Origin of the sequence: Rhizobium acaciae, from assembly GCF_025941625.1 — a bacterium.
Taxonomy (GTDB): Bacteria; Pseudomonadota; Alphaproteobacteria; order Rhizobiales; family Rhizobiaceae; genus Rhizobium; species Rhizobium acaciae.
Genome location: NZ_JAPCZO010000014.1, coordinates 192,004 through 217,280, shown reverse-complemented (window position 1 = coordinate 217,280; position 25,277 = coordinate 192,004). Strand labels below are relative to the sequence as shown.

Below are 25,277 nucleotides of genomic sequence, written 5' to 3'. Positions count from 1 at the left end.
GCGTCAGCAAGGTAAAACCGTCGGAACCGCCCGCTTAGGCGACAAAGAAGTCGCCACGATCGCTTCCTTATCCTTTGGGTCGGTCGCAATAGCGACAAATCGCCGTTTCTTGATGGCGGGGTCACAAAGGAACGCCGAGCAGTTCACGCTTGCAAGCGGACCGTTTCTGTTTCCCAGTCAGAGCGCCTTTTCCAATTCCGGCAGGGCGTCGAAGAGATCGGCGACCAGTCCATAGTCGGCGACCTGGAAGATCGGCGCCTCCTCGTCCTTGTTGATGGCGACGATCACCTTCGAATCCTTCATACCGGCCAGATGCTGGATGGCGCCTGAAATGCCGCAGGCAATGTAAAGCTGCGGCGCCACCACCTTGCCGGTCTGGCCGACCTGCCAGTCGTTCGGCGCATAACCGGCATCGACGGCAGCACGGGATGCACCGACGGCAGCCCCGAGCTTGTCGGCAAGCGGCAGGATGACTTCCCTGAACTTCTCGGCAGAGCCGAGTGCCCGGCCGCCGGAGATGATGATCTTCGCCGATGTCAGTTCCGGCCGGTCGGAGGCCGACAGCGCATCGCCGACGAAGGTCGAAAGCCCCGGATCGGAAACCGCCGGAATTGCCTCGATCGCTGCCGAACCGCCCTCCGGTGCGGAGGCAAAGGAAGCGGTGCGCACGGTAATGACCTTCTTGGCATCGCTCGCCTGCACCGTCTGAATGGCATTGCCGGCATAGATCGGCCGCTTGAAGGTGTCGGACGAGATCACCTCGATGATCTCCGAGACCTGGGCGACATCGAGAAGAGCGGCCACGCGCGGCAGCACATTCTTGCCGACCGAGGTGGCGGCAGACAGGATCGTGTCGTAGCTGGCGGAGAGCGAGACGATCAGGTCGGCCAGCGGCTCGGCCAGATTGTTGGCGAGTTCGTCGCTTTCGGCCAGCAGCACCTTGGAGACGCCGGCAAGCTTGGCGGCGGCATCGGCAGCAGGCTTGGCAGCCTTGCCGGCAACGAGCACATGAATATCGCCGCCGATCTTTGCGGCTGCCGTCAGCGCCTTGGCGGTCTGATCGGACAGGCTGGCATTGTCATGGTCAGCCAGAAGAAGAATGGTCATGATGATGGCTCCTGTTCCAGGCTGATTACAGCACGCCGGCTTCGTTTTTGAGCTTGTCGATCAGTTCAGCGACCGACTTGACCTTGACGCCGGCCTTGCGGCCGGACGGCTCCTCGGTCTTCAACACCTTGAGGCGCGGTGTGGTGGACACGCCGAAGTCTGCTGGGCTCTTCTTGTCGAGCGGCTTCTTCTTCGCCTTCATGATATTCGGCAGCGAGGCATAACGCGGCTCGTTCAAGCGCAGGTCGGTGGTCACAACAGCCGGCAGCTTGATCTCGATCGTCTGCAGGCCGCCATCGACTTCGCGGGTCACCTGAGCCTTGCCATCCCCGATCTCGATCTTCGAGGCAAAGGTCGCCTGGGCAATTCCCATCAGTGCTGCCAGCATCTGGCCGGTCTGGTTGCTGTCGTCATCGATCGCCTGCTTGCCGACGATGATCAGCCCCGGCTGTTCGGCGTCAGCCACAGCCCTCAGGATCTTGGCGACGGTGAGCGGCTCGATCTGATCGTCGGTCTCGACCAGGATCGCCCGGTCGGCGCCCATGGCGAGTGCCGTCCTCAGCGTCTCTTCGGCCTTGGCAGGACCGATCGAAACGACCACCACTTCCTCGCACTTGCCGGCTTCCTTCAGCCGTAGCGCCTCTTCCACCGAGATCTCGTCGAACGGGTTCATCGACATCTTCACATTGGCAAGCTCGACACCCGTGCCGTCCGGCTTCACCCGGATCTTCACGTTGTAGTCGACAACCCGTTTGACTGGGACGAGAATTTTCATGCGATTGTTCTCCTTTTCTATCGGGTAAGACCAGGCGTCTCGCCATGATAGTCGTAGACGTCATCAACACCGTGGCCAATGCCGAAGCGGAAACAGGTTCGGAGGGTGTGATGGTCGCAGTTGTGGTTATCCGGTGGCAGCCGGTGTCAGCGGCACACCCTGGCTAAGCAAAACCATGGCCTCCTTTTCGGAGAAGCCGGCGACCGGCCATTGGAAGAGCCGTCCCTGCGCAGCAATCGGTTTATCTGCCAATATCTCATCAAGAAGGCGCCACCCACGAGTCCGGAAGTATAACCTGAGGCGGGGCTGAACAGCGATATTGCCACTCTGGGCATTCGGTGGTAATAATTACTACCAACTGCTGATGGAGGTTACCTATGCCGAATGTTGAAAAGGTCAGCGTTTCGATGACACCCCAACACGCCGAGTTGTTGCGTGATGCCGTGAACAGTGGGGCTTATGCTAGCGGAAGCGAAGTTGTTCGCGAAGCCATGCGTGACTGGTCGGCCAAATGGATGCAGAAGCGCGAGGATATCGCCAAGCTGCGTGCGATGTGGGAAGAAGGCAAAGCTAGTGGTCCTGCTGTTGAAGTGGATTTTGATGCGGTGCTGGATGAAGCACGCCAGGAAATAGCGTCTGCCGCTCCTCATGCCCGTTAAGCTTCTCTGGACGCCGAAGGCGCGCACCGACGTTAAGAACATCTACATTGATATGGGTAAAGAGCAGCCACGCAGCGCGGAGCGGTACTTCGCCAATTTTCGCCGCAAGGCGGAATTGCTCATCGAGCACCCGCGTTTAGGCGAGCGTCACCCGGAAGTATTCGGAACCGCCCGGATGTTGGTCGAAGCGCCCTATGTCATCCTCTATGAGACAAGGCCCGACGCTGATGACGGTCCTATTCATACCGTCGAGATCGTGCGAGTGGTGGACGGACGGCGTGACCTTTCCGCGCTGTTTAAGAGCTGATGGGTTGGAGGTAAGGTATCGAACGCCTTGAACCGATTCGAACCTGAGACACACCAAATCCCGCGGCTCCATCGGAGGTGCGCTAAATTGAATCACTTGCCCAATCTTCATGCGTGGCGAATTCGTATTATAAAAATTGTCTCATCATCTTCGATCCGATAAACGATAGATGCGCTTTGAAGGGATGAATTTTACAGGCGGATCAATCTCATCCCGTTCGCGCGCGATGCGTGGATTGACAGTTATCAGATCAGATAATGCGAAAGTTCATCGTGGTATCGCCTTGCCTGGCCTGCCCCGAACATACGCACACCTTGCTCGACGATCGCAATAATGTCCTCTGCCGCTTCGGCAGAAAGCCTAAAACTCATGACTTGCTGGCACGAGCCATCGCCTCAGCAAAGAGTTCATCCTTGGATCGGATGCCGACACCACTTTGGAGCCCGGCCTCGACGAAGCTTTGCACGGCGGCGATCTTGTCGTATCGCGTCTGGTCGCGTCGGATCAGGTCGCGCACGTAGTCGCTAGCATTAGAATATCGCCCGGTCCTGGCCTGGGCCTCCACCCAATCCTTCATCGGGCCTGGAAGAGATACGTTCATCGTGACCATTGATACCTCCATTTGAAGGCAACATGACCGATTTTGGCAAATTTTGTCAAAGGCTGGAACGCCTTGATGAGATGCGGACCAGTTCATCTCGATAGCGTCAACTTCAATGACTTAGCGACGCCTTGAGGCATATGCCTTTCAGCCGAACTTCGACGGCAGATGGCCAGCTCTACTTAAGCACTGACGACTGCGTCACCACTTTTGCGGCCTTCCCAGAGGTGAAGGGCCCTCCCAGGCCCTTCGGATCAGTTTGAAGGTCGGCCGTTCAGCCCCACTTCATTTCTCCCTTGGCAACCTTGGAGCCGATGTCGAGCGCAACGCCCATGCCCAGGCCAGGGAAGCGGGCTTCCATGGCGGTCTTCAGCGCTGCGGAATCGGCGGCTCTGGCGAGTTCTTCCTCGAAAGCGAGCAGATAGCTCTTCGTGTGTTCGATGGCGGACAGATCGGCCGCCGCTTCCAGCGTCATATGGCCGGGAACGACGATCGTCGGCTTGCGAGCGCTGATATTATCGAGCGTGGCCACCCAAGCGGCGCGCTGTTCCGGAGCCTGGGTGTCGGCCGTCCATACGTGGACGCCGGAGAAAATCATGACGCCCCCGAAAACAGCGTTCAGCGATGGCACGAACAGGTACCGGCGATTGCTTAACCCTGCTTCGGCCGCGACAATCTCGACTGTTTCGCCATCAACTGTGAGACTTGGAGCGTCGAAGGCTTCCGGCATGACGATGTCTGCAAGGGTCTGCGGGCCGTTGTCCTTGAGCTGCGGCCCCCAAACGGCAAGCTTTTTCTCGACGTTGCCCTTGATCGCTGCAATCGTATCGGAAGCTGCCAGGACTTTTGTGCCGGGAAAGGCTTCGAGGACCGGCTTCAGGCTGAAGTAATAGTCCGGATCGGACTGGCTGACATAAATCGCGTTCAGCGTTTTTCCGGTGGCCTTGATGGCTTCCGCCAGCGCACGGCCGTCGGGATAGCTGAACCCGCCATCGATCAGCAACGCTTCGCTGGGGCCGGTCAGCAGCGCCGGAGCGCGAAAGAAGCCATTCTGACCGGCGGGGAAGTGCTTCCACGCCAGCTTTGATCCGGTCGCATTGCCGAGGCCGGCAGGCGCAAAAACGGCAACGGCGCCGGCTGCGAGCGTGGCTTTCATGATTTCTCTCCTTGAGTACATGGTTGTCTCCGATGATCTTCAGTTTCGATTTCTGCTGCGAGTGTTTGTCGGTAGGTTCATGGAATGGTCTGCTGAAAATGAACGATCACGCCGCCTGAAGCTCGGCAGCAAGTCGGTCAAAGCCGCCGAATAGGGCATCGCTGGGCAGCATGCGGCGCCTATCGCCCTCGCCAATAAAAAGTGCCGGGACGCCATCCATCCGGAATGCAGCCATGAGTTGGCGGGACTTCCCGATCCTTTTGCGATAGATATCGAGCAGAGCCTCGTCCGGAGCCCGGACACGAGCGGCGGCATCGGGAAACTCGGCCTGATCGAGAACGTCGGCCACGACAGCGATCTCCGAGGTATTGCGGCCGTCAACGTAGCGAGCGCTTTGAAGTGCCTTCAGGGCATCGCTTTCCCTGTCGAGTTGCGTCACCCCGACGGCTATCATCCCGAGCGTCGCAGGGGCGGAGTCGAACATACTGTCGGTGCCCCCGAGAACCTGATCGCGATAGAACTGGCTGAAGACCTGTCCCGTGAGCCGGTTGATCCGCTGGTCATTATGCCAAGCATAGGCTGCGAAACGTTCATCCAGCGGACGGGCGCCTTCGCCCGTGAAGAGGCCGCTCGGCGCAAGCTCTATGGTGAGATTGTCGAGCATGGCCAGTTTGTCGAGCGCGGGCGCCGCACCATAGCACCAGCCGCAAAGCGGATCGTAGAGATAGGTAAGATGCATGTCGGACCATCCTTGAAGCGATGGACAACAGATAGTGCACTTCTATTGAGTGATAAATATTGTTAAATGTGACAGAATGTATGTCAAAAACTTACAATCAAATGGAAGAAGGCTATGGAGGCTGTCAACCTCAATCGGCTGGCCTATTTTGCAGCCGTCGTCGATACCGGCTCGTTCACCAAAGCTGCCGAGCGCCTCGCGATCACGAAGACGGTCGTCAGCCAGCAGGTTGCGCGGCTGGAAGCTGAGTTGAAAACTAGCTTGCTTCTCCGGACAACACGACGCGTCGAGCCGACTGAGGCCGGCAAGCTTCTCTACGCACGCTGCGTCATGATCTTCCGCGAAGCCGGGGACGCTGTCGATGAAATCACCCGCGCAAATGCCGAGCCGACAGGCATGCTACGCATTGCCGCGCCCAATGATTATGGTGCGAGCACGATTGCTCCCATTGCTGCGGCCTTTATCCGGAAGTACCCCGCTTGCAGGGTCGAGCTTCTGCTCGCTGATACGAAGATGGATCTGCTCGCCAATCAGATCGACCTGTCTATCCGCGTTGGATGGCTCGATGACTCCAGTCACCAAGCGAGACGGATCGGTTCGTTCCGGCAGTTTCTTGTGGCGTCCCCCAGCTTCTTCGCCACGCTCAGTTTGAACAGTCCAGAGGATGCGGCGGGCCAGCCGTTTATCGCCAACCTGGCCCTCAAGGAGCCGGTGGTCTGGAGGTTTATTCAGGGCGATTTCGACCGGCGAACCGTGCGGATGCAACAGAGCCTCATGAGCAATTCGACGCCTGCGGTTCTCGCGGCCACGCTTGCGGGGGCAGGCATATCCGTCCTGCCGGATTTTCTGGCTGGAGAGCATATAGAGGCTGGCCGACTGATAAGATTGTTGCCGGACTGGACCCTGCCTGCCGGAGGAATTTATGTCGTCTATCCGGCAGCTCGGTTTCGTCCGCCCAAGGTCACGGCTTTTGTCGCAATGCTGACTGGTAGTTGCTAGCGTGGCTCAGACTGCGCCAACGCGCAGGTATACGGTGGCAGGAATTGGTATGTTGCCGCAGGGATTTGCAAAGGAAATTCCGACGCCATATTCTCTCTTTGACGATGACCCCTTCCCCAAGTTCCTTCAGGCGCTGTGGTGTAGGAAAGCAAGGGCGAGCATGGGACAAGAGACAAGCCACCTTCTGGAGCGGATGACGATTGTCGGTGATCTGGAGGCTGCCTCCTTTGTCCCCTGGATCCGGCGTCATGCCGCCAAGCTTGGGCTCTCGCACACCATATCTCATACGAGTTCCATGCGGATCGAACTTGAGGTTGCTGGGCCGGAGGAACTGATCGACATGATGGAGATGGGATGCTCTCTCGGGCCTATCGACGTATGGGTCGAGAGGATAGATCGCACGGCGATCAACGGCGAAAGGACCTAGTCCGGGCTCTGGCGTATTTCACCCGTGCATATTATTTACTCAATGTTGCCAATGCGAAATAATTATGCAAACCTGATAAGGTTGAGGCGGAATTGCCGCGACGCCGACGCGGGACTTGATCGGCAAGCATTTGGTTTTGTTTGGGAATTCTAGTCATGCCTTCCGATACGACGGGCTTTTGGACGCCAGTCGCCCTCTCCCGGGATTTGCCGGCCGGAACCGTCATGCCGGTGCGGACGGCAGCCGGATCGATTGCCCTGTGGCGCAGCGCTTCGGGGCGCATATCGGCATCGGCGGATCGCTGTCCGCATCGCGGCATGCGCCTGTCTCACGGCTTCGTGCGCGGTGAGACGCTCTCCTGCATCTATCACGGCTGGAGCTATGGCCAGGCCGGAAACTGTCTCCGCATCCCCGCCCATCCGGGGCTGACGCCACCGGAAACCATCCGCGTCGCCACCCATGATGTCGAGGAAGCGGGCGGCGTGATCTGGGTGGCCGTGGGCACGCCCGCAGCGAAGCCGCCGGGGCTCGAGGGCCTCATTCCCCTGCGCTCGCTGACGGCGTTCGCCGGCATCGCCGCGATCGAGGCGGCGGCCGGCGGCAAGGCGAGCCCTGATGGTCTTGTCGAGTTCGATGCATCCACCGGGACCTTCTGTCTGCTATTATCCGCCCAAGAAAACGGACAGACGCTGATCCATGTGCTGCTGAAGGGTGATACCGGCCTTGCTGCGGGCATCGGCGCTTCACGGGCCGCCGAAAGCCTGCGCCGCCGGGCTGAGGGTCTTCAGAAAAAGGAGATCGCGCAATGACCATGCAGGCGATGATCGATGAATGGTATCCGGTCGGGCTTTTTAGCCAGCTCGACAGCGCCGGCCGTAAGACGGCGCTGATGGGCGAGCCGATCGAAGTGGCACGCGATGCCGATGGCAATGCGCGGGTGACGGGCGGCGATGGGCGTGCTCTGCCGGTGCGCGTCCGTTACGGTCATGTCTGGTCCTCCCTCGGTGAGCCGAAGAAGGAACTTTTCCCCATTCCCGAGGCCGATCAGCCCGGCCGCCGCTTCGTCGATGTCGGCGTAGTGCGCGTGCGCTGCTCGCCGCTCCGCGCCGTCGAGAACTTCCTCGACATCGCTCATTTCCCCTTCGTCCACACCGATATTCTCGGCGCAGAGCCGCATACGGAGGTCCAGAACTACAAGGTCGAGATCCGCGAGGAAGAAGACGAGGTCTGGGCGACGCAGGTGAAATTCTACCAGCCGCAGGCCGCCAAGTCGGCAAGCGGCGGGATCACGACGGAATACATGTATCGCGTGCCGGCGCCTACCTGCTCCGTGCTTTACAAGACCTGCCCGCCGCGCCCGAGCGAATGGGATGTCATCACGCTCTTCGTGCAGCCGCTGGCCGAAGACCTCTGCGACGTCTGGCCATGGATGGCGCTCTTCGACGACGAAACCGCGATGACCGATCTCATCCATTTCCAGCAGACGATCTTTCTGCAGGACCGGTCGATCCTCGAAAACCAAATCCCGCGGCTGTTGCCGCTCGACCCCGGCATGGAAATCCCGACGCGGGCCGATCTGACATCGATCGCCTACCGACGCTGGCTGAAGCGTCATAACTATACCTACGGCGCACAGCTGGTGGCGCAATGAAGCTCTACGACTACATTCTCTCGCCCAGTTGCTACAAGGTGCGTCTGATGGCGGCGCTGACCGGCGTGAAGCTTGACCTGCGCCCGGTGGATTTCCATCCCGGCGCCGAGCATCGCGGCGCCGAGCTGCTTGCACTCAATCCGGCAGGCTCCATTCCGATCCTGGAGGATGGCGACCATATCCTGACGGAATCGTCGGCGATCCTCGTCTATCTCGCCACCAAGGCAGCACCCGAATGGCTCGACAACGGTACGGCCGAGGAAGCGGCGCGGGTGCAGCAATGGCTGTCGTTCTCCGGCCGGCTGACGGCAAGCCTCGGGGCAGCACGGCTCCATGAGATGCTGCTGCGGCCGGGCGATATCGGCGCGCTGCAGGCCCAGGGCATCGCCGCCCTTCGCGAGCTTGAAGCCGGGCTTGTCGAGCAAGGTCTTCGCGGCATGCATTTCCTCGCTGCCGGCCGGCCGACAATTGCCGACATCGCCTGCTTTCCCTATGTGGCGCTGGCGCCCGATGGCGGCGTCACGCTGGATGCTTATCCTGCGATCCGGCTCTGGTCCCGCGCGCTACGCGCCCTCGACAAATTTATCGAAATGCCTGGCATTCACCGACTGCACGAGTTGAAGCCCGAACCCCAGATCGAACCGGGCGAGGCGTGAGATGGCTGGTTATCTCCTGAAGAACTGCGCTGCCGTGATCGTCGACGAGGGCAAAGGGCCGGTCGTCCATCGCAATGTCGATCTCCTGACCAACGGTCCGGCGATTGTGGCGATCGGTGAAAATCTGGGGGCGGACGCGCTGCCTGCCGGCACGACCGTTCAGGATGCTGCCGGCTGGTTCGTCTATCCGGGCCTCGTCAACACCCATCATCACTTCTTCCAGTGCTTCGTGCGCAACCGTGCCGATCTCGACTGGACGAAGCTGTCGGTGATCGAGTGGCTGGACCGCATCTACCCGATCTTTTCGCAGCTCAACGAGGAATGCTTTTACCACGCCTCCGTCACGGCGATGGCCGAGATGATTAAGCATGGCTGCACCACGGCCTTGGATCACCAGTACAATTTCCCCCGGCATGCCGGGAAGCGGCTGATCGACCGCCAGTTCCAAGCAGCCGAACTGCTCGGCATGCGTTTCCATGCCGGCCGCGGCGGCAACACCCTGCCGAAGTCGGAAGGCTCGACCATTCCCGACGAGATGCTGGAAACGACCGACGAATTCATCGCCGACTGCGCCCGGCTGATCGACACCTACCACGATACCAGCCCCTTCAGCATGCGCCAGGTCGTGGTCGCCCCCTGTCAGCCGGTGAACTGCTACCGCGAGACTTTCTTGGAATCGGTGGCACTGGCGCGCGATCGCGGTGTCATGATGCATACCCATGTCGGCGAAGGCGAAAGCCCGGTCATTCAGGCGCGCCACGGCATGCGCACGGTCGACTATCTGGAAGAACTTGGCTTTGCCGGGCCTGATACCTTCTATGCCCATTGCTGGGAGCTCACTCACGACGAACTCAGGAAGATGGCCGCCCGCGGCACCGGCGTCGCGCATTGCCCGGAACCGGTCTATCTGGTCGGCGCTGAGGTCACCGACATTCCCGCCATGGCCGCCTTCGGCCTGCGTGTCGGCCTCGGCTGCGACGGCGCTGCCTCCAACGACAATTCCAACCTGATGCACTGCCTGCACTCCGCCTATATGCTGCAATGTCTCGCCTCCTCCAGCCGTGCCCATCCCGTGCCGCCGCCGGTCGATTTTCTCGGCTACGGCACGACCGGCGGTGCCAGCCTGCTCGGCCGGCGCGATATCGGCCGGCTCGCGCCGGGCATGGCTGCCGACCTGTTTGCGATCGACACGCGGCGCATGGATTATGTCGGCACGCGCCACGATCCGCTGAGCCTGATTGCCCGCGTCGGCATCGGCATGGCGACGGACATGACGATGATCAATGGCCGCATCGTCTGGGAGAAGGGCGAGTTTCCCGGGCTCGACGAAGCCAAGCTGGCTGCCGATGCCGAGGCCGCACTATCCACCGTGGAATTTTAAAAAAACCAAAAGAGGGAACTGAGAACATGACCAAACTGACCCGCAGAAACCTGATGACGGCCGCCGCCGCCACCGGCCTCGCCGGCGCGCTCGGCAGCCGGCTTGCTTTCGCCGCCGACGAGCCGCTTGGCATCACGCTGGTAATCCCCTCGCCCGTCGGCGACGTTGGCTGGGGGCATGCGCTTGCCGCCGGTCTCGAGCCGATCAAGGCCGCTTACGGTGACAAGGTGAAGGTCACCGTGCTCGAGAATATCGCCGAAGGCCCGGACGCCGACCGCATCATGAACAAGACGGTCGCCGACGGAAACAAGTTCCTGATCGCCGGCTCTTTCGGTTATCAGAACGGCGCGCTGCAGATCGCCCGCCGCGATCCGAGTGTGACCGTCCTGCACGCCTCCGGCTTCCAGGTCGCTCCGAACTTTTCGCCCTTCGCCGCCAAATATTTCCAGGGTACCTACCTGCTCGGCATGGCTGCGGCAGCGCTTTCCAAGACTGGCAAGCTCGGCTCTGTCTCCGCCTTTGCCATCCCCGAGCTCATTACCTCGATCAACGCTTTTACGCTCGGCGCCCAGGCCGTCAAACCCGATATCGAAGTCTCGGTCGTCTGGGTGAACTCATGGTTCGATCCGGCCAAGGAGCAAGAAGCTGCCAAGGCCCTGATCGCGCAGAAGTGCGACGTGATCTTCTCCAACGCCCAGGACACGCCGTCCGTCATCTCGGCCTGCGAGGAAGCCGGCGTCTACGCCTTCAACCTCAACTCCTCGATGAAGAAATATGCGCCGAAGACCTATCTCGGCTGCATCGCGACGGACTGGTCGCCGTTCTTCAAGGCATCGGTCGATGCCCATCTCGCCGGCACGTTCAAGGGGGCCAATGCGTTCCTCGGCGTTGCCGACAAGGTCGTCGAAGTGGTCGACTGGAATCCGGATATTCCGGCGGACGTGATGACCAAGATCAAGGAGATCGAGGCAAAGATTGCCGACGGCAGCTTCTCGCCCTTCACCGGGCCGATCGCCAAGGCTGACGGCAGCGAAGCTGTCGCATCGGGCGCGACCATGGCCGACCCCGAGATCATCGCCATGAACTGGCACGTCAAGGGCGTGTCCACGCCGCTGCCGAAATAAGTCATGACCACCCCGCTCCTGTCGCTGCGCGGCATTTCGAAGAGCTACGGCCAGATCCATGCCAATCGGGCCATCGATCTGGACGTGGCGCCGCAATCGATCCATGCGATCCTCGGCGAAAACGGGGCGGGAAAATCGACGCTGATGAAGCTAATCTACGGCGTCGAGCAACCGGACGACGGAGATGTCATCTGGGAAGGAAACCCTTTGCGCCTCGCCTCCCCTGCCGAGGCGAGGCGCAACGGCATCGGCATGGTCTTCCAGCACTTTTCGCTGTTCGAGACCCTGACCGTCCTGGAGAATATCCGGCTGGTTGTGCCGGGCCGCAAGGCTGAGCTCAAGGACCGCATTCGGACGCTTGGACGGGAGTTCGGGCTCGAAGTCGACCCGCTCGCCCATGTGCATGCGCTGTCCGTCGGCGAGCGGCAGCGGGTGGAGATCATCCGAAGCCTGATGACCAATCCGAAGTTGTTGATCCTCGACGAGCCCACCTCCGTCTTGCCGCCGCAACTGGTGGAGAAGCTCTTCGACACGCTACGACGGCTGCGCGACGGCGGCGTTTCCATCCTGCTGATCTCCCACAAGCTCGAGGAAATCCGGGCGATCTGCGATCGGGCGACCATCCTGCGCGGTGGACGCGTGACCGGGGATGTCGATCCGCGTGAGCATGATGCCCATGACCTTGCCCGCATGATGATCGGCCATGACATGCCGGCGCCGATGGCGGCGCTGCCGCTGTCTGGTGGCGAAAAGCGGTTGGAGATCATCGGTTTGGACTATCAGCCCGACGATCCCTTTGCGGTGCCGCTCTCCGGCATCAGCCTCGAGGTTCGTGCCAGCGAAATCCTCGGGATCGCCGGTATTTCGGGCAACGGTCAAAGCGAGCTTGCCGCGTTGATTTCAGGCGAGACGGTGCTGGGGCGCGACCAGCGCGATCGGATCTACATGATGGGGATGGATGTCGGCAGGCTCGATGCCGCCGCACGGCGGACGCTCGGATTTGCCTTCGTTCCGGAAGACCGGCTCGGACGCGGCGCCGTGCCCGAAATGTCGCTCGTCCTCAACAGCCTGCTGACGGCCCATCCGCTCAAGCTTTTGCGGCACGGTCTCGTCGACAGGGCGCGGGCGCTGGCATTCACCGATGATTGCATCCGTCAGTATGATGTGCGCACTCCCGGCCCGGATGCGGAAGCCGGCACCCTGTCCGGCGGCAATCTGCAGAAGTTCATCGTTGGCCGCGAAATCATGCTATCTCCCAAATTGCTTTTCCTGGCGCAGCCGACCTGGGGCGTCGATATCGGCGCCGCGTCCGCCATCCGCAGCCGTCTGGTCGCATTGCGCAATCAGGGCATGGCGATCCTCGTCATTTCCGAGGAGCTGGAAGAGCTGTTCGAGCTCTGCGATTCCATCCAGGTGCTGCATCACGGCCGGCTCAGCCCGCCGCTCGCAACGCGGGACACGAGGCCCGAGGAGATCGGCCGATACATGATCGGGGCACAAGCCTCGCCTGAGAAAGTCCATATATGAGCGGCGCCTGGTCCCTTGCTTTCGTTCCCACCCTGGTCCGCCGGGAGCGCGCCTCGCTTGCCGCGGCCCTGCGCGCACCTGTCATAGCGCTCGGGGGAGCGATCGCACTTAATCTCGGCCTCTATGTTTTGATGGGCCGCGACCCTGTCGCGGTTGTCTACGCGATGCTTTTCGAGCCCTTCCTTTCCTGGGCGTCATTTTCGGAAGTGCTCCTCAAGGCAGGACCGCTCCTTCTGATCGCGCAGGGGCTGGCGATCGGCTTTCGCGCCAAGGTCTTCAACATCGGCGCCGAAGGCCAGTTTATTCTTGGCGCGATCTTCGCCTCTGCCATTCCGGTCTGGTTTCCGCAAGCGACGGGCCAGTGGATCTGGCCGGCGATGCTGTTGCTCGGCGCCATCGGCGGCGCTCTCTGGGCTTCTCTCACCGCCTTCTGGCGCGTGCGCCTCAACGCCAACGAAATTCTCGTTTCTTTGATGCTGAGCCTCGTTGCGGCGCAGCTGCTGAACTATCTGCTGCTCGGCCCCTGGAAGGATCCGAATGGCTTCAACTTCCCCCAGTCGGTGATGTTTCAGTACGATGCGATGGTGCCGACCCTGATTGCCGGTACCCGCGTCAATGTCTCGTTCCTCATCACGCTCGCTTTGTCGGTTGCGGCCTGGGTCTTCATGCAGAGGAGCTTCATCGGCTACAAGCTGCAGGTCGGCGGTCTGGCGCCGCGGGCTGCTGGCTATGCCGGCTTTAAGGAAGGTTGGGCGATCTGGCTTTCGCTGCTGATCGGCGGTTTTGCCGCCGGTCTTGCCGGTGCCGCCGAAGTCGCCGGTCCGCTCGGTCAGCTGCAGCGTTCGGTCGCGAGCGGTTATGGCTATGCGGCCATCATCGTCGCCTATCTCGGCGGCCTGCATCCGATCGGCATCGTGATCTCGGCGCTGGTCATGGCGGTCATCTATATCGGTGGCGACAATGCCATGGTCTCGGCCAACCTGCCGATCGCCGCCGTCCGTGTCTTCCAGGGCAGTCTGCTGCTCGCCTACCTGATTGCCGTCGCCTTCGTGCGCTATCGCCTTGAATGGCGTCGCGCCGCTCACCGGAGCCCATCATGAACGCCATCGAGTTCATTCTTGCCGGCATGCTCGCGGCTGCGACGCCGTTTCTTCTGGCAGCCCTCGGCGAAATGGTGGCGGAGCGCGCCGGCGTCCTCAACCTCGGGGTCGAGGGATTGATGGCCTTCGGTGCCGTGCTCGCCTTCATTATCGTCTACCAGGGCGGCGGACATCTGCTGGGTTTCGTCGTCGCCGGGCTGGGCGGTGCTGTCCTTTCCCTGCTCTTTGCCTTTGTCACGCTGGGATTTCGGGCAAACCAGGTGGCGGCGGGCCTTGCCATCGGCATTCTCGGCCAGGGTCTTTCTGCGCTTTTCGGCAAGACCTATGAAAGCCTCACGGTCAGGGGACTTCCGAAGCTTGCCCTTCCCGGGTTTTCGGACCTGCCGGTTGTCGGTGGCCTTTTCGTCCAGGACATCGTCGTGTGGATTTCACTCGCCGCGACGCTGGCTTTGTGGGCGATATTTGCCTACACCAAGCTTGGCCTCATCGTCCGCGCCGTCGGCGAGAATCCCAAGGCTGCTCACGCCATCGGCTATTCGGTGATATCGGTCCGGATCCTTGCCATCGCCTTCGGCGGCGCGATGGCCGGCTTCGCAGGCGCCTATGCGTCGGTGGTCTACACACCACTTTGGGCCGACGGGATGATCGCCGGGCGCGGCTGGATTGCCATCGCCCTCGTCGTCTTCGGGACGTGGCTCACCGGCCGTATCTTTCTCGGCGCCTGCCTCTTCGGCGCGGTCTCGCTGATGGGCCTTGCAGCCCAGGCAACCGGCCTGGACGTTCCCTCGCAGCTGCTCTCGAGCCTGCCATATCTCGTCACGATCATCGTGCTCGGCATCATCTCCGCTGACCGTCGTCTGCTGAAACTGAACGGCGTGGCTTCGCTCGGCGAACCATTCGAGCGATAAAGACGCACAGCGCTGCAACGCCGACGAAAGAGCCCGTGGTCAGCCGCGATCGCGTTTCTTGCGGCCGTGTGCCTCAAATTGGACGAGCAGCGACTTGAGTTCTATCTCGCGAACGCGTCTTGCCGCTTCATCCGGGCTGACCCATTCGAGAATACGCAGACCCCGCTCCTTGAAATCGCTGCTGATGTCAGTGACTTCAATCTGAAACATGTCGACGATACAGGGCGCCACATCGCCATTGTCGAGTTCTTTCAGATATGTATAGCGGCCAACCGGCTTCTTCTTCACCACCCCGCGCACGCCTGCCTCCTCCCAGGCCTCGATTGCTGCTGCTTCGAAAGGCTTTTTCCCTTTGATCGGCCACCCTTTCGGGATGACCCAGCGCCCGCTCTCGCGCGATGTGATCACCAGGATTTCGACCTCGGATGCGGCATTGCCGTGGCGGAAGCAAAGTGCGCCGTATTGTTGACGGAATGCACCGGCGAACAGCGTTTCAGGAACAGCAGCGAGCTGCCGCAGCAGTGGTTGGGACTTGTCCGGTCGAGGCTTCCTGCTTTTTTTGCTCGGTGTCATAACGAATGAATTACCAAATTTGCTTGTTGCTTCAATTGCCTGGGCGTGTTTATGACAGATTTATGACAATCGGCCGCAGGAGGAAGGTTCCCAGGCATGATGAGCATTTTTCGCAAGCTGATGCCACGGGAAGACAGATTCTTTGAAATGTTTTCCAAGCACTCAAAGACTGTCGTTGCCGCCGCGCACGCCCTCGATCAACTCTTGCAGGGCAATGACGTTGAGAAAAACTGCGAACGTATCGTCACATTGGAAGACGAGGCCGATGACGTCACGCGCGAGGTTCTTCTTGCCGTTCGGCGAAGCTTCATCACGCCTTTCGACCGCGGCGACATCAAGGATCTCATCCAGTCGATGGATGATGCGATCGACATGATGCACAAGACAGTCAAGACGATCCGCTTGTTCGAGCAATCCAGCTTCGATCCGCTTATGCAGCAGATGGGCGGCGAAATCGTCAAGGCAGCAAACCTCATTGCGGAAGCGATACCTCTCCTCGACAGATTGGGAGCCAATGCGCAGCGTCTCACGGCCATCGCGGAGGAAGTCACCCGAGTGGAGGGACGTTCCGATGAGCTCTACGACCAGGGTTTGAAGGATCTGTTCTTGCGTCATGGCGCCAGCGGCAATGCGATGGCCTACATGATCGGAAGCGAAATCTACGGAGAGCTGGAGAAAGTCGTCGACCGCTTCGAGGATGTCGCCAATGAAATCAGCGGCATTCTCATCGAGAACGTCTGATGGATGCCTCCCTCGCTCTGCCGCTGCTGGTCGGCTTGGTCGTTGTCGCCCTGTTCTTCGACTTTCTCAACGGTCTGCATGACGCGGCCAATTCGATCGCCACGATCGTCTCGACCCGCGTTCTGCGGCCACAATATGCGGTCGCCTGGGCGGCGTTCTTCAATTTCATCGCATTCCTGTTCTTCGGTCTGCATGTGGCCGAAACATTGGGGACCGGCATCATCGATCCTGCGATCGTTTCGCCTCAAGTAATCTTCGCCGCACTGATGGGCGCGATCATCTGGAATATCCTTACCTGGATTTTCGGGATTCCATCGAGCTCGTCGCATGCGCTTGTCGGTGGACTGGTGGGGGCCGGTCTGGCAAAGGTGGGCTTCAGCTCGATCGTCTGGAACGGCCTTCTAAAGACGGTCGGCGCCATTTTCCTTTCGCCAGCCATCGGCTTCCTGCTTGCCCTGGTGCTGGTGCTCGCCGTCTCCTGGCTATTCGTCCGGCAAACGCCGTTTGCGGTGGATCGGACATTTCGCGTCATGCAATTCGTGTCCGCTTCGCTCTATTCGCTTGGCCATGGCGGGAACGATGCGCAGAAGACGATGGGCATTATCGCGGTGCTCTTGTTCAGCCAGGGATATCTCGGCCCGACATTCTACGTGCCTTTCTGGGTGGTCATTTCCTGCCAGTCGGCAATGGCTCTCGGTACGCTCTTTGGCGGGTGGCGGATCGTTCATACCATGGGGTCGAAGATCACCCGGCTCAACCCCATGCAAGGTTTCTGCGCCGAGACGGGCGGAGCGTTGACACTCTTCGGAGCGACATGGCTCGGTATTCCCGTTTCGACGACGCACACCATCACCGGAGCAATCGTCGGAGTGGGCGCGGCTCGTCGTGTCTCAGCCGTGCGCTGGGGATTGGCCGGCAACATCGTGATAGCCTGGATCGTCACGATGCCGGCTGCTGCTGCAATATCCGCAGCGTTCTATGGCCTCGTATCCTTACTGCAATGAAATGAGGTGATGGCGAGGCAATCGCCACGCATTGACCTTCCCTCCTCCTGAGCTTTCCCGGTCGCAATACCGACGAATAAGGCGGGCAGAATCCGTCTGCGGTCTGCGCGATCGCGACTTCCATATTGCGTGCACTGCACAAATAGAGCGCTCCCGCGACTGCGATTCCGTTAGCAATCGCACAAAACAGAAGCAGAAAATAGTAAAGCCTAAGAAATAGGCACCCATCAATTCTTCGCATTTCTCCTTTTGCTTCATGCCGTTATCAACGCCTATCGAATTTGGCACGATGCTTGCAGGTTCTGAGAAGCATCGGTCAATGGCGACCGGCGCAGATAGGCGCGGCATAAGCGCCTACAATAGACACCGACGTCGCAAGGTCTTTGCTCCGGGATTCTCCCATCCCCTGGACGCAATTTCCGGCGGCGTTTTTTTGTGTCCAAATTCAGCGAGCAGAGGGAACCTGCGCATGACAAAGAATTTGCAGACTGGGATTTCGACAATCGGCATTACCCGCCGCAGCATGCTCAAGACGACCGCAGCGGCTGCCCTCATCGGTGCCGTCAAGGCTGCCTTTCCGTCCGGCGCCTTCGCAGCCGGAGCAGGCCCTGAGGTGAAAGGCGCCAAGCTCGGCTTTATCGCGCTCACCGATTCCGCACCGCTGATCGTTGCCAAGGAAAAGGGCTTTTTCGACAAATATGGTCTGCCGGAAACGGATGTGGCCAAACAGGCATCCTGGGGTGCGACCCGCGACAATCTGGTGCTGGGCGGCGCAGCTAACGGCATCGACGGTGCCCATATCCTGTCGCCGCTCCCCTATCTCATGCATACCGGCAAGGTGACGCAGAACAATAAACCGGTGCCGATGGCTATCCTCGCCCGGCTCAACCTAGACAGCCAGGGTATTTCCGTCGCCAAGGAATATGCCGATACCGGCGTGCAGCTCGATTCCTCCAAGCTGAAGGCCGCATTCGAGAAAAAGAAGGCGGAGGGCAAGGAGATCAAGGCCGCCATGACCTTCCCGGGCGGCACCCACGACCTCTGGATCCGCTACTGGCTCGCCGCCGGCGGCATCGATCCGAACAAGGACGTTTCGACCATCGTCGTTCCGCCGCCGCAGATGGTTGCCAACATGAAGGTCGGCAACATGGACGTGTTCTGTGTGGGCGAACCGTGGAACGAGCAGCTCGTCAACCAGGGCATCGGCTTTACCGCAGCCACCACCGGCGAGCTCTGGAAGGGTCATCCCGAAAAGGCGCTCGGACTGCGCGCCGACTGGATCGAAAAGAATCCCAATGCTGCCAAGGCCCTGCTGATGGCCGTCATGGAGGCCCAGCAGTGGTGCGAAAGCATGGACAATAAGGCGGAGATGGCTGAGATTCTCGGCAAGCGCCAATGGTTCAACGTTCCGACGAAGGACGTGCTCGGCCGCCTCAAGGGCGACATCAATTATGGCAACGGCCGCGATGTCAAGGCCACCGACCTCTATATGAAGTTCTGGAAACACGGCGCCTCCTACCCGTTCAAGAGCCACGATAGCTGGTTCATGACGGAAAACATCCGCTGGGGGTATCTGCCGGCGAGTACGGACATCAAGGCGCTGGTCAACCAGGTGAATCGCGAAGACATCTGGCGCGAGGCCGCCAAGGATCTCGGCGTCGCGGCGGCCGATATTCCCGCATCGTCTTCGCGCGGCAAGGAGACTTTCTTCGACGGCAAGGTCTTCGACCCTGAAAATCCCTCCGCCTATCTCGACAGCCTTTCGATCAAGGCTGTCTCGTGACCCGCTCCGGCGCGCGACGGCGCGCCGGCCTTTCATTCACGTGAGGAGCACGTTGATGTCCGCCCTGGCAAATAAAGAAAATCCCTCCATGGCCGCCTCTGCCACGCCGGCGGCAAAGGTTCTGCCATTTTCCGGCAAACACGGATCGCGGATCGATTTTCGTCGAGCGGCACTGACCGCCCTTCGTAATGTCGTTCCGCCGGTCGTCGTGCTGGCACTCATCCTGCTCGTCTGGCAGGTGCTCTGTTCGTCGGCGGATGCGTCTTTGCCCTCGCCGCATCGGGTCTGGCAGGATAGTTATGACCTGATCGCCTATCCGTTTTTCAACTATGGCTCCCAGGATATCGGGCTCGGCTGGCGCGTGCTCATTTCGCTGCAGCGCGTTCTCTATGGCTTTGGGCTTGCCGCGGTCACAGGCGTCATCATCGGTGCGATCATCGGTCAGTCGGTCTGGGCGATGCGTGGCCTCGATCCGATCTTCCAGGTACTGCGCACGGTTCCGCCGCTCGCCTGGCTGCCGCTGTCGCTTGCGGCCTTCCAGGATTCCAACCCCTCGGCGATCTTCGTGATCTTCATCACGTCGATCTGGCCTGTCATCATCAACACCGCCGTCGGCGTCCGCAATATCCCGCAGGATTACCGCAACGTCGCGGAGGTGCTGCGCCTCAACCAGTTCGAGTTTTTCTGGAAGATCATGCTGCCTTCGGCAGCTCCTTACATCTTCACAGGCCTCAGGATCGGCGTTGGCCTCTCCTGGCTCGCCATCGTCGCGGCCGAAATGCTGACGGGCGGCGTCGGTATCGGCTTCTTCATCTGGGACGCATGGAACTCGTCGCGCCTTCCAGACATCATCGTCGCGCTCGCCTATATCGGCATCGTCGGCTTCGCCCTCGACAAGCTGGTGGCAGCACTTGGCAAACTCGTGACCCGCGGCGCTATGGCCAACTGAGGAACGCACTTATGAACGCCTATCTGAAGCTTGATCATATCGACAAACATTTCGATCGGGGCGGCGTGCGCGCCGAGGTCCTGAAGGACATCAACCTGACGATTTCCGCGGGCGAATTCGTCTCGATCATCGGCCATTCGGGCTGCGGCAAGTCCACCCTGCTCAACCTCATCGCCGGCCTGACCCCGGTATCCGCCGGCGCCGTGCTGCTTGAAAACCGTGAGGTCAACGGACCCGGCCCGGAGCGCGCCGTCGTCTTCCAGAACCACTCGCTGCTGCCCTGGCTGACGGTCTATGAGAACGTCAATCTCGCCGTCTCCAAACTCTTCAACCGAACGAAGACCAAGGCCGAGCGGCATGAGTGGGTGATGGCCAACCTCGACCTCGTGCAGATGGCGCATGCGAGGGATAAGCGGCCTTCGGAAATTTCAGGCGGCATGAAACAGCGCGTCGGCATTGCCCGTGCGCTGTCAATGGAGCCGAAGATCCTGTTACTCGACGAGCCCTTCGGCGCACTCGATGCATTGACCCGCGCCCATCTTCAGGATGCGGTGATGGATATCCACGCCCGGCTTGGCAACACGATGGTCATGATCACCCACGATGTCGATGAAGCGGTGCTGCTGTCCGATCGCATCGTCATGATGACCAACGGCCCGGCTGCCCGCATCGGCGAAGTGCTCGACGTGACCATGTCCCGTCCTCGCCATCGCATCGAACTCGCCTCCGATCGGACATATCTCAGATGCCGCGAAGCCGTGTTGAAGTTCCTCTACGAACGTCACCGCTTCATCGAAGCGGCGGAGTAGAGACCGGGACATAACCTCGGCGTTTGCCGGCCGTGGTTTTTTCGCCTTCGCAGCGGCGCCTGATTTCAGGCGTCGCGCCCTCTTTACTCCCCGGGCGTTGCAAATACCGCGCTGGCATCGCTGACAATTTCCACATGGGAATATGCCGCCTGCCCCGCGGCGGCTGCGTCCGCGCGCATGATCGCGGTGACGATCCGGCCGTGCTCCTCATAGGATTTTGCCAGACGCCCGGGCAGGCGGAACTGCGCCCGCCGAAAAGGCGCAAGCCGCGCCCGTGTCTGCGTCACCATCTCGAAGACATGATCATTATGCGCGCCGCGATAAAGCCGGGTATGGAATTCGGTATTGTGCGCCGAATATTCTTCTTCTGCGCCGGCATGCACGAGTCTCACCGATCCCCGATGCTCCAACTCCAGCGCGCGCCGCTCATCGACCGTCATACGCTCGGCCGAGAGCCTGGCGCAGATCGCTTCGAGCTCCGCCATCGCCTCGAACATCGAATGCAGATAGGCCTCAGTGACATTGGTCACGACGGCACTGCGGTTCGGCTCGCGCGCAATCAATCCCATGGCACCCAGCTCACGCAGAGCCTCGCGTACCGGCGTGCGCGAAACGTCGAAACGAGCCGCAAGCGACACCTCGTCCAGCTTCGCGCCCGGCAGGAGTTCACCCGTAACGATCATGTCGGCAATCGCCCGCACCATCTGTTCGACGGTGGTTCCGGTACGGATCACTTCTCTGCGCCTGGTCTGCTTCACGATACGAATCTGCTCACGTCAACACTCTGCATACAGATGCAGTTCGAGACTCGATAAGTCAAATCGGGCGGCGAAGATATTGTTAAATTTTCGCTTTCTGATGCCCGAAATACCTCGGGTAACTCGACTTTGTGCCAACTGCGCAGTCACAATGAACAAGAAATATCTATTGATTACTTTTTACGCAAGAATTCGATCAATCTGTATGCACTTTGCAACGTGCAAGTCTTGCGGTAACGAATAAACTATAAAAAACAATAGATTAATTTCTGGCACATGCATTGCATGCACTTTTCTGTACCCGTTCACAACCGGCCCAGCGCCGCAAGGAGCATTCCGATGACCAAACTCCTTTCCATGAACCGCCGCAATTTCCTCCAGGCTTCCGCTGCCGGTGCGCTTGCCGGCGCCATGCCGGGCCTGATCGCCTCCTCCGCCGCAGCCCAAGCCGCGCTGACCGTCGGCTTCATCTATGTCGGCCCCAAGGACGACTATGGTTACAACCAGGCGCATGCCGAAGGTGCCGCCATCATCAAGGCGCTGCCTGGCATCACCGTCGTCGAGGAAGAAAACGTGCCGGAGACCGTCGACGTCCAGAAGACGATGGAATCCATGATCAACCTCGATGGCGCGACCCTGCTCTTTCCGACCTCCTTCGGCTACTTCGACCCACACATGCTGGCCGTGGCCGCCAAACATCCCGACATCCAGTTCCGCCACTGCGGCGGCCTCTGGCAGGAAGGCAAGAACCCGGCCAACACGGGCTCCTACTTCGGCTACATCAACCAGGGCCAGTATCTCAACGGCATCACTGCTGGTTATGCGACGAAGAGCAAGAAGATCGGCTTCGTCGCCGCCAAGCCGATCCCGCAGGTTCTGCAGAATGTCAACGCCTTCCTGCTCGGCGCCCGCAGCGTCGATCCCTCTATCACCTGCCAGGTGATCTTCACCGGCGAATGGTCGCTCGCCGTCAAGGAGGCCGAAGCCACCAATGCGCTGGTCGACCAGGGCGCCGACGTCATCACCTGCCACGTCGACAGCCCCAAAGTGGTCGTTGAGACGGCTGCCGGCCGCGGCGCCTTCGTCTGCGGCTATCACGCCAACCAGAGCCCGCTTGCTCCCGAAAAATACCTCACCGGCGCCGAATGGGCCTGGGGCAACGTCTATAGCGACTTCGTCAAGAAGGCGCAGGCCGGCGAAAAGCTCGGCAACTTCGTGCGCGGCGGCCTGAAGGACGGCTTCGTGAAGATGAGTGCACTCGGCCCCGGTGTGTCCGCCGAGGGCCGCAAGGCCTTTGAAGCCACGCAGGCCGACATGATGAAGGGCGGCTTCTCGGTCTTCAAGGGACCGTTGAAGGACAACAAGGGCGACACCGTCGTCACCGCCGACAAGAGCTACGCCGAAGACGCGATCGAGCTCGAAAGCATGAATTATCTGGTCGAGGGCGTCGTCGGGTCCACGGCGTAAACCGCGAAGGGAGAAGCGCCATGACCATCGAGGCCAATGATCCCGCCATAGCCATCGCGGAAAAACCGGCTTCCCTGCGCCCCGTCCTCGAATGGATCGCGCGGCGGGCCGAGCCTGTTGCGATCGGCCTCGCGGCCATCCTGATCGGTCTTGCGCTCTTCTCCCTCTTCATCCTGGCGGTCGGCAAGTCGCCGGTCACCCTCTTCCAACTGATGTACACCGGTGGCTTCGGCAGCTGGTTTTCGGTGCAGAACAGCTTAAGTCGTGCCGCACCCCTTCTCCTGACGGCACTCTGCGTCGCCCTGCCCGCCCGTCTCGGCCTCGTCATCATCGGGGGGGAAGGAGCGGTCGTGCTGGGCGGCGTTGCCGCCGCAGCCATGGCTTTGCCGCTCGCCGGCACCGCGCCTGTCTTCCTCACCCTCATTCTGATGGCGATCGCTGCCATGGTGGTCGGCGGCATCTGGATCGGCCTTGCCGGTTTCCTGCGCCACTATCGCGGCGTTAACGAAACCATCTCGTCGCTGCTGCTCTCCTATATCGCCATTGCCCTGATGAACCAGTTCGTCGAAGGGCTGTTGCGCGACCCGGCCAGCCTCAACAAGCCGTCGACCAAGCCGCTGCCGGCGGAATATATGCTCGGCAATATTCCAGGCATGGACGTGCATTGGGGCCTGGTCATCGGCATCCTCGCCTGTGTGGTCTCCTGGATCGTCATCGAGGCGACGAGCTATGGTTTTGCCGCCCGCATCGCCGGCGGCAACGTGCGCGCCGCGCAGATCCAGGGGCTGCCGGTCGGCAAGCTGATCGCCGGATTTACCGCGCTTGCCGGCAGCTTTGCCGGTCTGGCGGGCATGATCGAAGTGGCGGCGGTACAGGGAAGTGCCAATGCCTCGCTTGCCGCCGGCTACGGTTATACCGGCATCCTCGTCGCCTTCCTTGCCAGGCACAATCCGCTGGCGATCATCCCGGTGGCGATCCTGCTCGGCGGCATCGACGCCTCGGGCGGCCTCATCCAGCGGCGCATGGGCCTGCCGGATGCGACGGTTCTGGTGCTGCAGGGCACGCTCTTCATCGTCATTCTGTTCTGCGAGACCTTCTACGGCCGCTTCAAGATCTTCAATCCCGACCTCTGGAAAAGGAGCCTCTGATGGAAGAGACAGGCATCGGCATCTGGGGCGTGCCGCTGGCGATCTTCGCAGGCGCCATCCGCGTTTCCACCCCCTTCATCTTCGTCAGCCTCGGCGAGACGATCACCGAACGTTCCGGCCGCATCAATCTCGGCCTGGAAGGCACGCTCGTTTTCGGCGCCATGACGGCCTATGCGGTGGCTGTCATGACCGGCTCGCCGACCCTCGGCGTGCTGGCCGCAATGGTTGCAGGCGCGATCTTCGGCCTCATCCACGGCTGGATCTGCAAATTTCCGAAAGTCAACGACATTGCCATCGGCATCGCCATGATGCAGTTCGGTCTCGGCATGGCGTTCTTCCTCGGCAAATCCTTCATTCAGCCGGTGGCGCCGAAACTGCCCTCGATCGCGCTCGGCGGCTGGTCGAGCACTCCGCAGATCCAGGCGGCGCTCAATATCAACGTGCTGTTCTTCATCGGCGCGGCCCTTGCCCTCTTCCTGTTCTGGGCCTTCAAGAACACCCGCATCGGCCTGATCCTGCGCGTCGTCGGCGACAGCACCGACGCGGCCCGGGCCATGGGCATCAACCCGGACCGGGTTCGCTTGCTGGCGACGGCAGTGGGCGGTTCGCTGGCGGCAATCGGCGGCGCCTATCTCTCGCTCTATTACCCGGGCTCATGGAACGAAGGCATCTCGTCGGGCCAGGGCCTGATGGCCGTGGCCCTCGTCATCTTCGCCCGCTGGAACCCGATCGGCTGCTTCCTCGCTGCCCTGCTTTTCGGCGGCGCCGGCGCGCTCGGCCCGGCGCTGCAATCGGTCGGCGTCACACAAGGCTACTACCTTTTTTACGCCGCGCCTTACGTGCTCACCCTCGTCATCCTGATCGCCACCTCCTCGCCCACCCGCTCGCTCGCCGGTGCGCCGGGCGCGCTGTCGCTCACGAAATAACG

Annotated in this window: 27 protein-coding genes and 1 pseudogene; 20 read left to right on the top strand and 8 right to left on the bottom strand. The window is 60.8% G+C overall.

Annotated elements, in window-relative coordinates:
• Positions 1–177: 177 nt before the first annotated feature.
• Positions 178–1,107, bottom strand: a complete 930-nt coding sequence (locus tag OLZ32_RS22960; RefSeq protein WP_264422809.1) for an electron transfer flavoprotein subunit alpha/FixB family protein — start codon at positions 1,105–1,107, stop codon at positions 178–180.
• Between the two features lie 25 nt (positions 1,108–1,132).
• A complete protein-coding gene (locus OLZ32_RS22955; RefSeq protein WP_264422807.1) occupies positions 1,133–1,882 on the bottom strand; it encodes an electron transfer flavoprotein subunit beta/FixA family protein in 750 nt (249 codons plus the stop codon).
• 377 nt (positions 1,883–2,259) lie between these two features.
• On the opposite strand from OLZ32_RS22955, the gene OLZ32_RS22950 reads away from it, so the two are divergent.
• Positions 2,260–2,541 (top strand): ribbon-helix-helix domain-containing protein, encoded by a 282-nt coding sequence (locus OLZ32_RS22950; RefSeq protein WP_017992600.1) that lies wholly within the window; start codon positions 2,260–2,262, stop codon positions 2,539–2,541.
• Positions 2,531–2,848, top strand: a complete 318-nt coding sequence (locus OLZ32_RS22945; RefSeq protein ID WP_017992599.1) for a type II toxin-antitoxin system RelE/ParE family toxin — start codon at positions 2,531–2,533, stop codon at positions 2,846–2,848. Before OLZ32_RS22950 ends, OLZ32_RS22945 begins: the two co-directional genes overlap by 11 nt.
• A gap of 82 nt (positions 2,849–2,930) precedes the next feature.
• Here the strand turns inward: OLZ32_RS22945 and OLZ32_RS22940 are convergent.
• From OLZ32_RS22940 to OLZ32_RS22925, 4 genes and pseudogenes are all read right to left on the bottom strand, one after another.
• Positions 2,931–3,219 (bottom strand): annotated as a pseudogene (locus tag OLZ32_RS22940) (type II toxin-antitoxin system RelE/ParE family toxin).
• A complete protein-coding gene (locus OLZ32_RS22935) occupies positions 3,216–3,458 on the bottom strand; it encodes a type II toxin-antitoxin system ParD family antitoxin (protein ID WP_017992597.1) in 243 nt (80 codons plus the stop codon). The pseudogene OLZ32_RS22940 and the gene OLZ32_RS22935 overlap by 4 nt, the downstream one beginning before the upstream one ends.
• 265 nt (positions 3,459–3,723) lie before the next feature.
• Entirely contained in the window at positions 3,724–4,626 is a 903-nt protein-coding gene (locus tag OLZ32_RS22930; RefSeq protein WP_264422803.1) for an MBL fold metallo-hydrolase, read from the bottom strand.
• An 85-nt stretch (positions 4,627–4,711) separates the two neighbouring features.
• A complete protein-coding gene (locus OLZ32_RS22925; protein WP_264422801.1) occupies positions 4,712–5,344 on the bottom strand; it encodes a DsbA family protein in 633 nt (210 codons plus the stop codon).
• 114 nt (positions 5,345–5,458) lie between these two features.
• Between OLZ32_RS22925 and OLZ32_RS22920 the strand changes: the two genes are divergently transcribed.
• The 10 genes from OLZ32_RS22920 to OLZ32_RS22875 all read left to right on the top strand — a co-directional run bounded on the left by OLZ32_RS22920 (position 5,459) and on the right by OLZ32_RS22875 (position 15,117).
• Complete coding sequence (locus OLZ32_RS22920) at positions 5,459–6,343, top strand: LysR family transcriptional regulator (protein WP_003538580.1); 885 nt, start codon at positions 5,459–5,461, stop codon at positions 6,341–6,343.
• A gap of 160 nt (positions 6,344–6,503) precedes the next feature.
• Entirely contained in the window at positions 6,504–6,770 is a 267-nt protein-coding gene (locus OLZ32_RS22915; RefSeq protein ID WP_032987219.1) for an acylphosphatase, read from the top strand.
• 155 nt (positions 6,771–6,925) lie between these two features.
• On the top strand, positions 6,926–7,579 hold the full coding sequence (locus tag OLZ32_RS22910) for a Rieske (2Fe-2S) protein (protein WP_264422798.1): 654 nt from the start codon (positions 6,926–6,928) through the stop codon (positions 7,577–7,579).
• Positions 7,576–8,421 (top strand): aromatic ring-hydroxylating oxygenase subunit alpha, encoded by an 846-nt coding sequence (locus OLZ32_RS22905; protein WP_003538574.1) that lies wholly within the window; start codon positions 7,576–7,578, stop codon positions 8,419–8,421. The genes OLZ32_RS22910 and OLZ32_RS22905 overlap by 4 nt, the downstream gene beginning before the upstream one ends.
• A complete protein-coding gene (locus OLZ32_RS22900) occupies positions 8,418–9,077 on the top strand; it encodes a glutathione S-transferase family protein (protein WP_003538572.1) in 660 nt (219 codons plus the stop codon). Before OLZ32_RS22905 ends, OLZ32_RS22900 begins: the two co-directional genes overlap by 4 nt.
• A 1-nt stretch (position 9,078) precedes the next feature.
• Entirely contained in the window at positions 9,079–10,458 is a 1,380-nt protein-coding gene (locus OLZ32_RS22895; RefSeq protein ID WP_264422796.1) for an amidohydrolase, read from the top strand.
• 26 nt (positions 10,459–10,484) lie between these two features.
• The gene (locus OLZ32_RS22890) at positions 10,485–11,582 is read left to right on the top strand and encodes a BMP family ABC transporter substrate-binding protein (protein ID WP_221959776.1); all 1,098 of its coding nucleotides are present in this window, start codon (positions 10,485–10,487) and stop codon (positions 11,580–11,582) included.
• 3 nt (positions 11,583–11,585) lie between these two features.
• Positions 11,586–13,109: an ABC transporter ATP-binding protein gene (locus tag OLZ32_RS22885; protein WP_264422790.1), complete on the top strand. Its 1,524-nt coding sequence runs from the start codon at positions 11,586–11,588 to the stop codon at positions 13,107–13,109.
• Positions 13,106–14,209 carry an ABC transporter permease gene (locus OLZ32_RS22880; RefSeq protein ID WP_264422787.1) on the top strand — a complete coding sequence of 368 codons (1,104 nt, stop codon included), beginning with the start codon at positions 13,106–13,108 and terminating at the stop codon, positions 14,207–14,209. The genes OLZ32_RS22885 and OLZ32_RS22880 overlap by 4 nt, the downstream gene beginning before the upstream one ends.
• Positions 14,206–15,117 (top strand): ABC transporter permease, encoded by a 912-nt coding sequence (locus OLZ32_RS22875; RefSeq protein WP_264422785.1) that lies wholly within the window; start codon positions 14,206–14,208, stop codon positions 15,115–15,117. Before OLZ32_RS22880 ends, OLZ32_RS22875 begins: the two co-directional genes overlap by 4 nt.
• A gap of 39 nt (positions 15,118–15,156) precedes the next feature.
• Here the strand turns inward: OLZ32_RS22875 and OLZ32_RS22870 are convergent, their stop codons facing one another.
• Positions 15,157–15,690 carry an NUDIX hydrolase gene (locus OLZ32_RS22870; RefSeq protein ID WP_264422783.1) on the bottom strand — a complete coding sequence of 178 codons (534 nt, stop codon included), beginning with the start codon at positions 15,688–15,690 and terminating at the stop codon, positions 15,157–15,159.
• A gap of 96 nt (positions 15,691–15,786) precedes the next feature.
• Here OLZ32_RS22870 and OLZ32_RS22865 point away from each other — a divergent pair, with 96 nt between their 5' ends.
• The 5 genes from OLZ32_RS22865 (at position 15,787) to OLZ32_RS22845 (ending at position 20,976) form a co-directional block, all read left to right on the top strand.
• Entirely contained in the window at positions 15,787–16,431 is a 645-nt protein-coding gene (locus OLZ32_RS22865) for a DUF47 domain-containing protein (protein WP_003538559.1), read from the top strand.
• Positions 16,431–17,435: an inorganic phosphate transporter gene (locus tag OLZ32_RS22860; RefSeq protein ID WP_033184194.1), complete on the top strand. Its 1,005-nt coding sequence runs from the start codon at positions 16,431–16,433 to the stop codon at positions 17,433–17,435. Before OLZ32_RS22865 ends, OLZ32_RS22860 begins: the two co-directional genes overlap by 1 nt.
• A 469-nt stretch (positions 17,436–17,904) precedes the next feature.
• Positions 17,905–19,218 carry a CmpA/NrtA family ABC transporter substrate-binding protein gene (locus tag OLZ32_RS22855; RefSeq protein ID WP_264398129.1) on the top strand — a complete coding sequence of 438 codons (1,314 nt, stop codon included), beginning with the start codon at positions 17,905–17,907 and terminating at the stop codon, positions 19,216–19,218.
• Positions 19,219–19,273: 55 nt separating this feature from the next.
• The gene (ntrB, locus tag OLZ32_RS22850; protein WP_003538553.1) at positions 19,274–20,167 is read left to right on the top strand and encodes a nitrate ABC transporter permease; all 894 of its coding nucleotides are present in this window, start codon (positions 19,274–19,276) and stop codon (positions 20,165–20,167) included.
• A gap of 11 nt (positions 20,168–20,178) precedes the next feature.
• Positions 20,179–20,976 (top strand): ABC transporter ATP-binding protein, encoded by a 798-nt coding sequence (locus OLZ32_RS22845; RefSeq protein WP_264422778.1) that lies wholly within the window; start codon positions 20,179–20,181, stop codon positions 20,974–20,976.
• Positions 20,977–21,059: 83 nt separating this feature from the next.
• Here OLZ32_RS22845 and OLZ32_RS22840 read toward each other — a convergent pair whose 3' ends face one another.
• Complete coding sequence (locus OLZ32_RS22840; protein ID WP_032987207.1) at positions 21,060–21,734, bottom strand: GntR family transcriptional regulator; 675 nt, start codon at positions 21,732–21,734, stop codon at positions 21,060–21,062.
• A gap of 339 nt (positions 21,735–22,073) precedes the next feature.
• Between OLZ32_RS22840 and OLZ32_RS22835 the strand changes: the two genes are divergently transcribed.
• From OLZ32_RS22835 to OLZ32_RS22825, 3 genes are read left to right on the top strand one after another with little or no spacing between them, the layout of a single operon-like run.
• Complete coding sequence (locus tag OLZ32_RS22835) at positions 22,074–23,201, top strand: BMP family ABC transporter substrate-binding protein (protein ID WP_003538548.1); 1,128 nt, start codon at positions 22,074–22,076, stop codon at positions 23,199–23,201.
• Between the two features lie 20 nt (positions 23,202–23,221).
• Positions 23,222–24,349, top strand: a complete 1,128-nt coding sequence (locus OLZ32_RS22830) for an ABC transporter permease (RefSeq protein ID WP_003538546.1) — start codon at positions 23,222–23,224, stop codon at positions 24,347–24,349.
• Positions 24,349–25,275: an ABC transporter permease gene (locus OLZ32_RS22825; RefSeq protein WP_011654377.1), complete on the top strand. Its 927-nt coding sequence runs from the start codon at positions 24,349–24,351 to the stop codon at positions 25,273–25,275. The genes OLZ32_RS22830 and OLZ32_RS22825 overlap by 1 nt, the downstream gene beginning before the upstream one ends.
• The last annotated feature ends 2 nt before the right edge of the window (positions 25,276–25,277 follow it).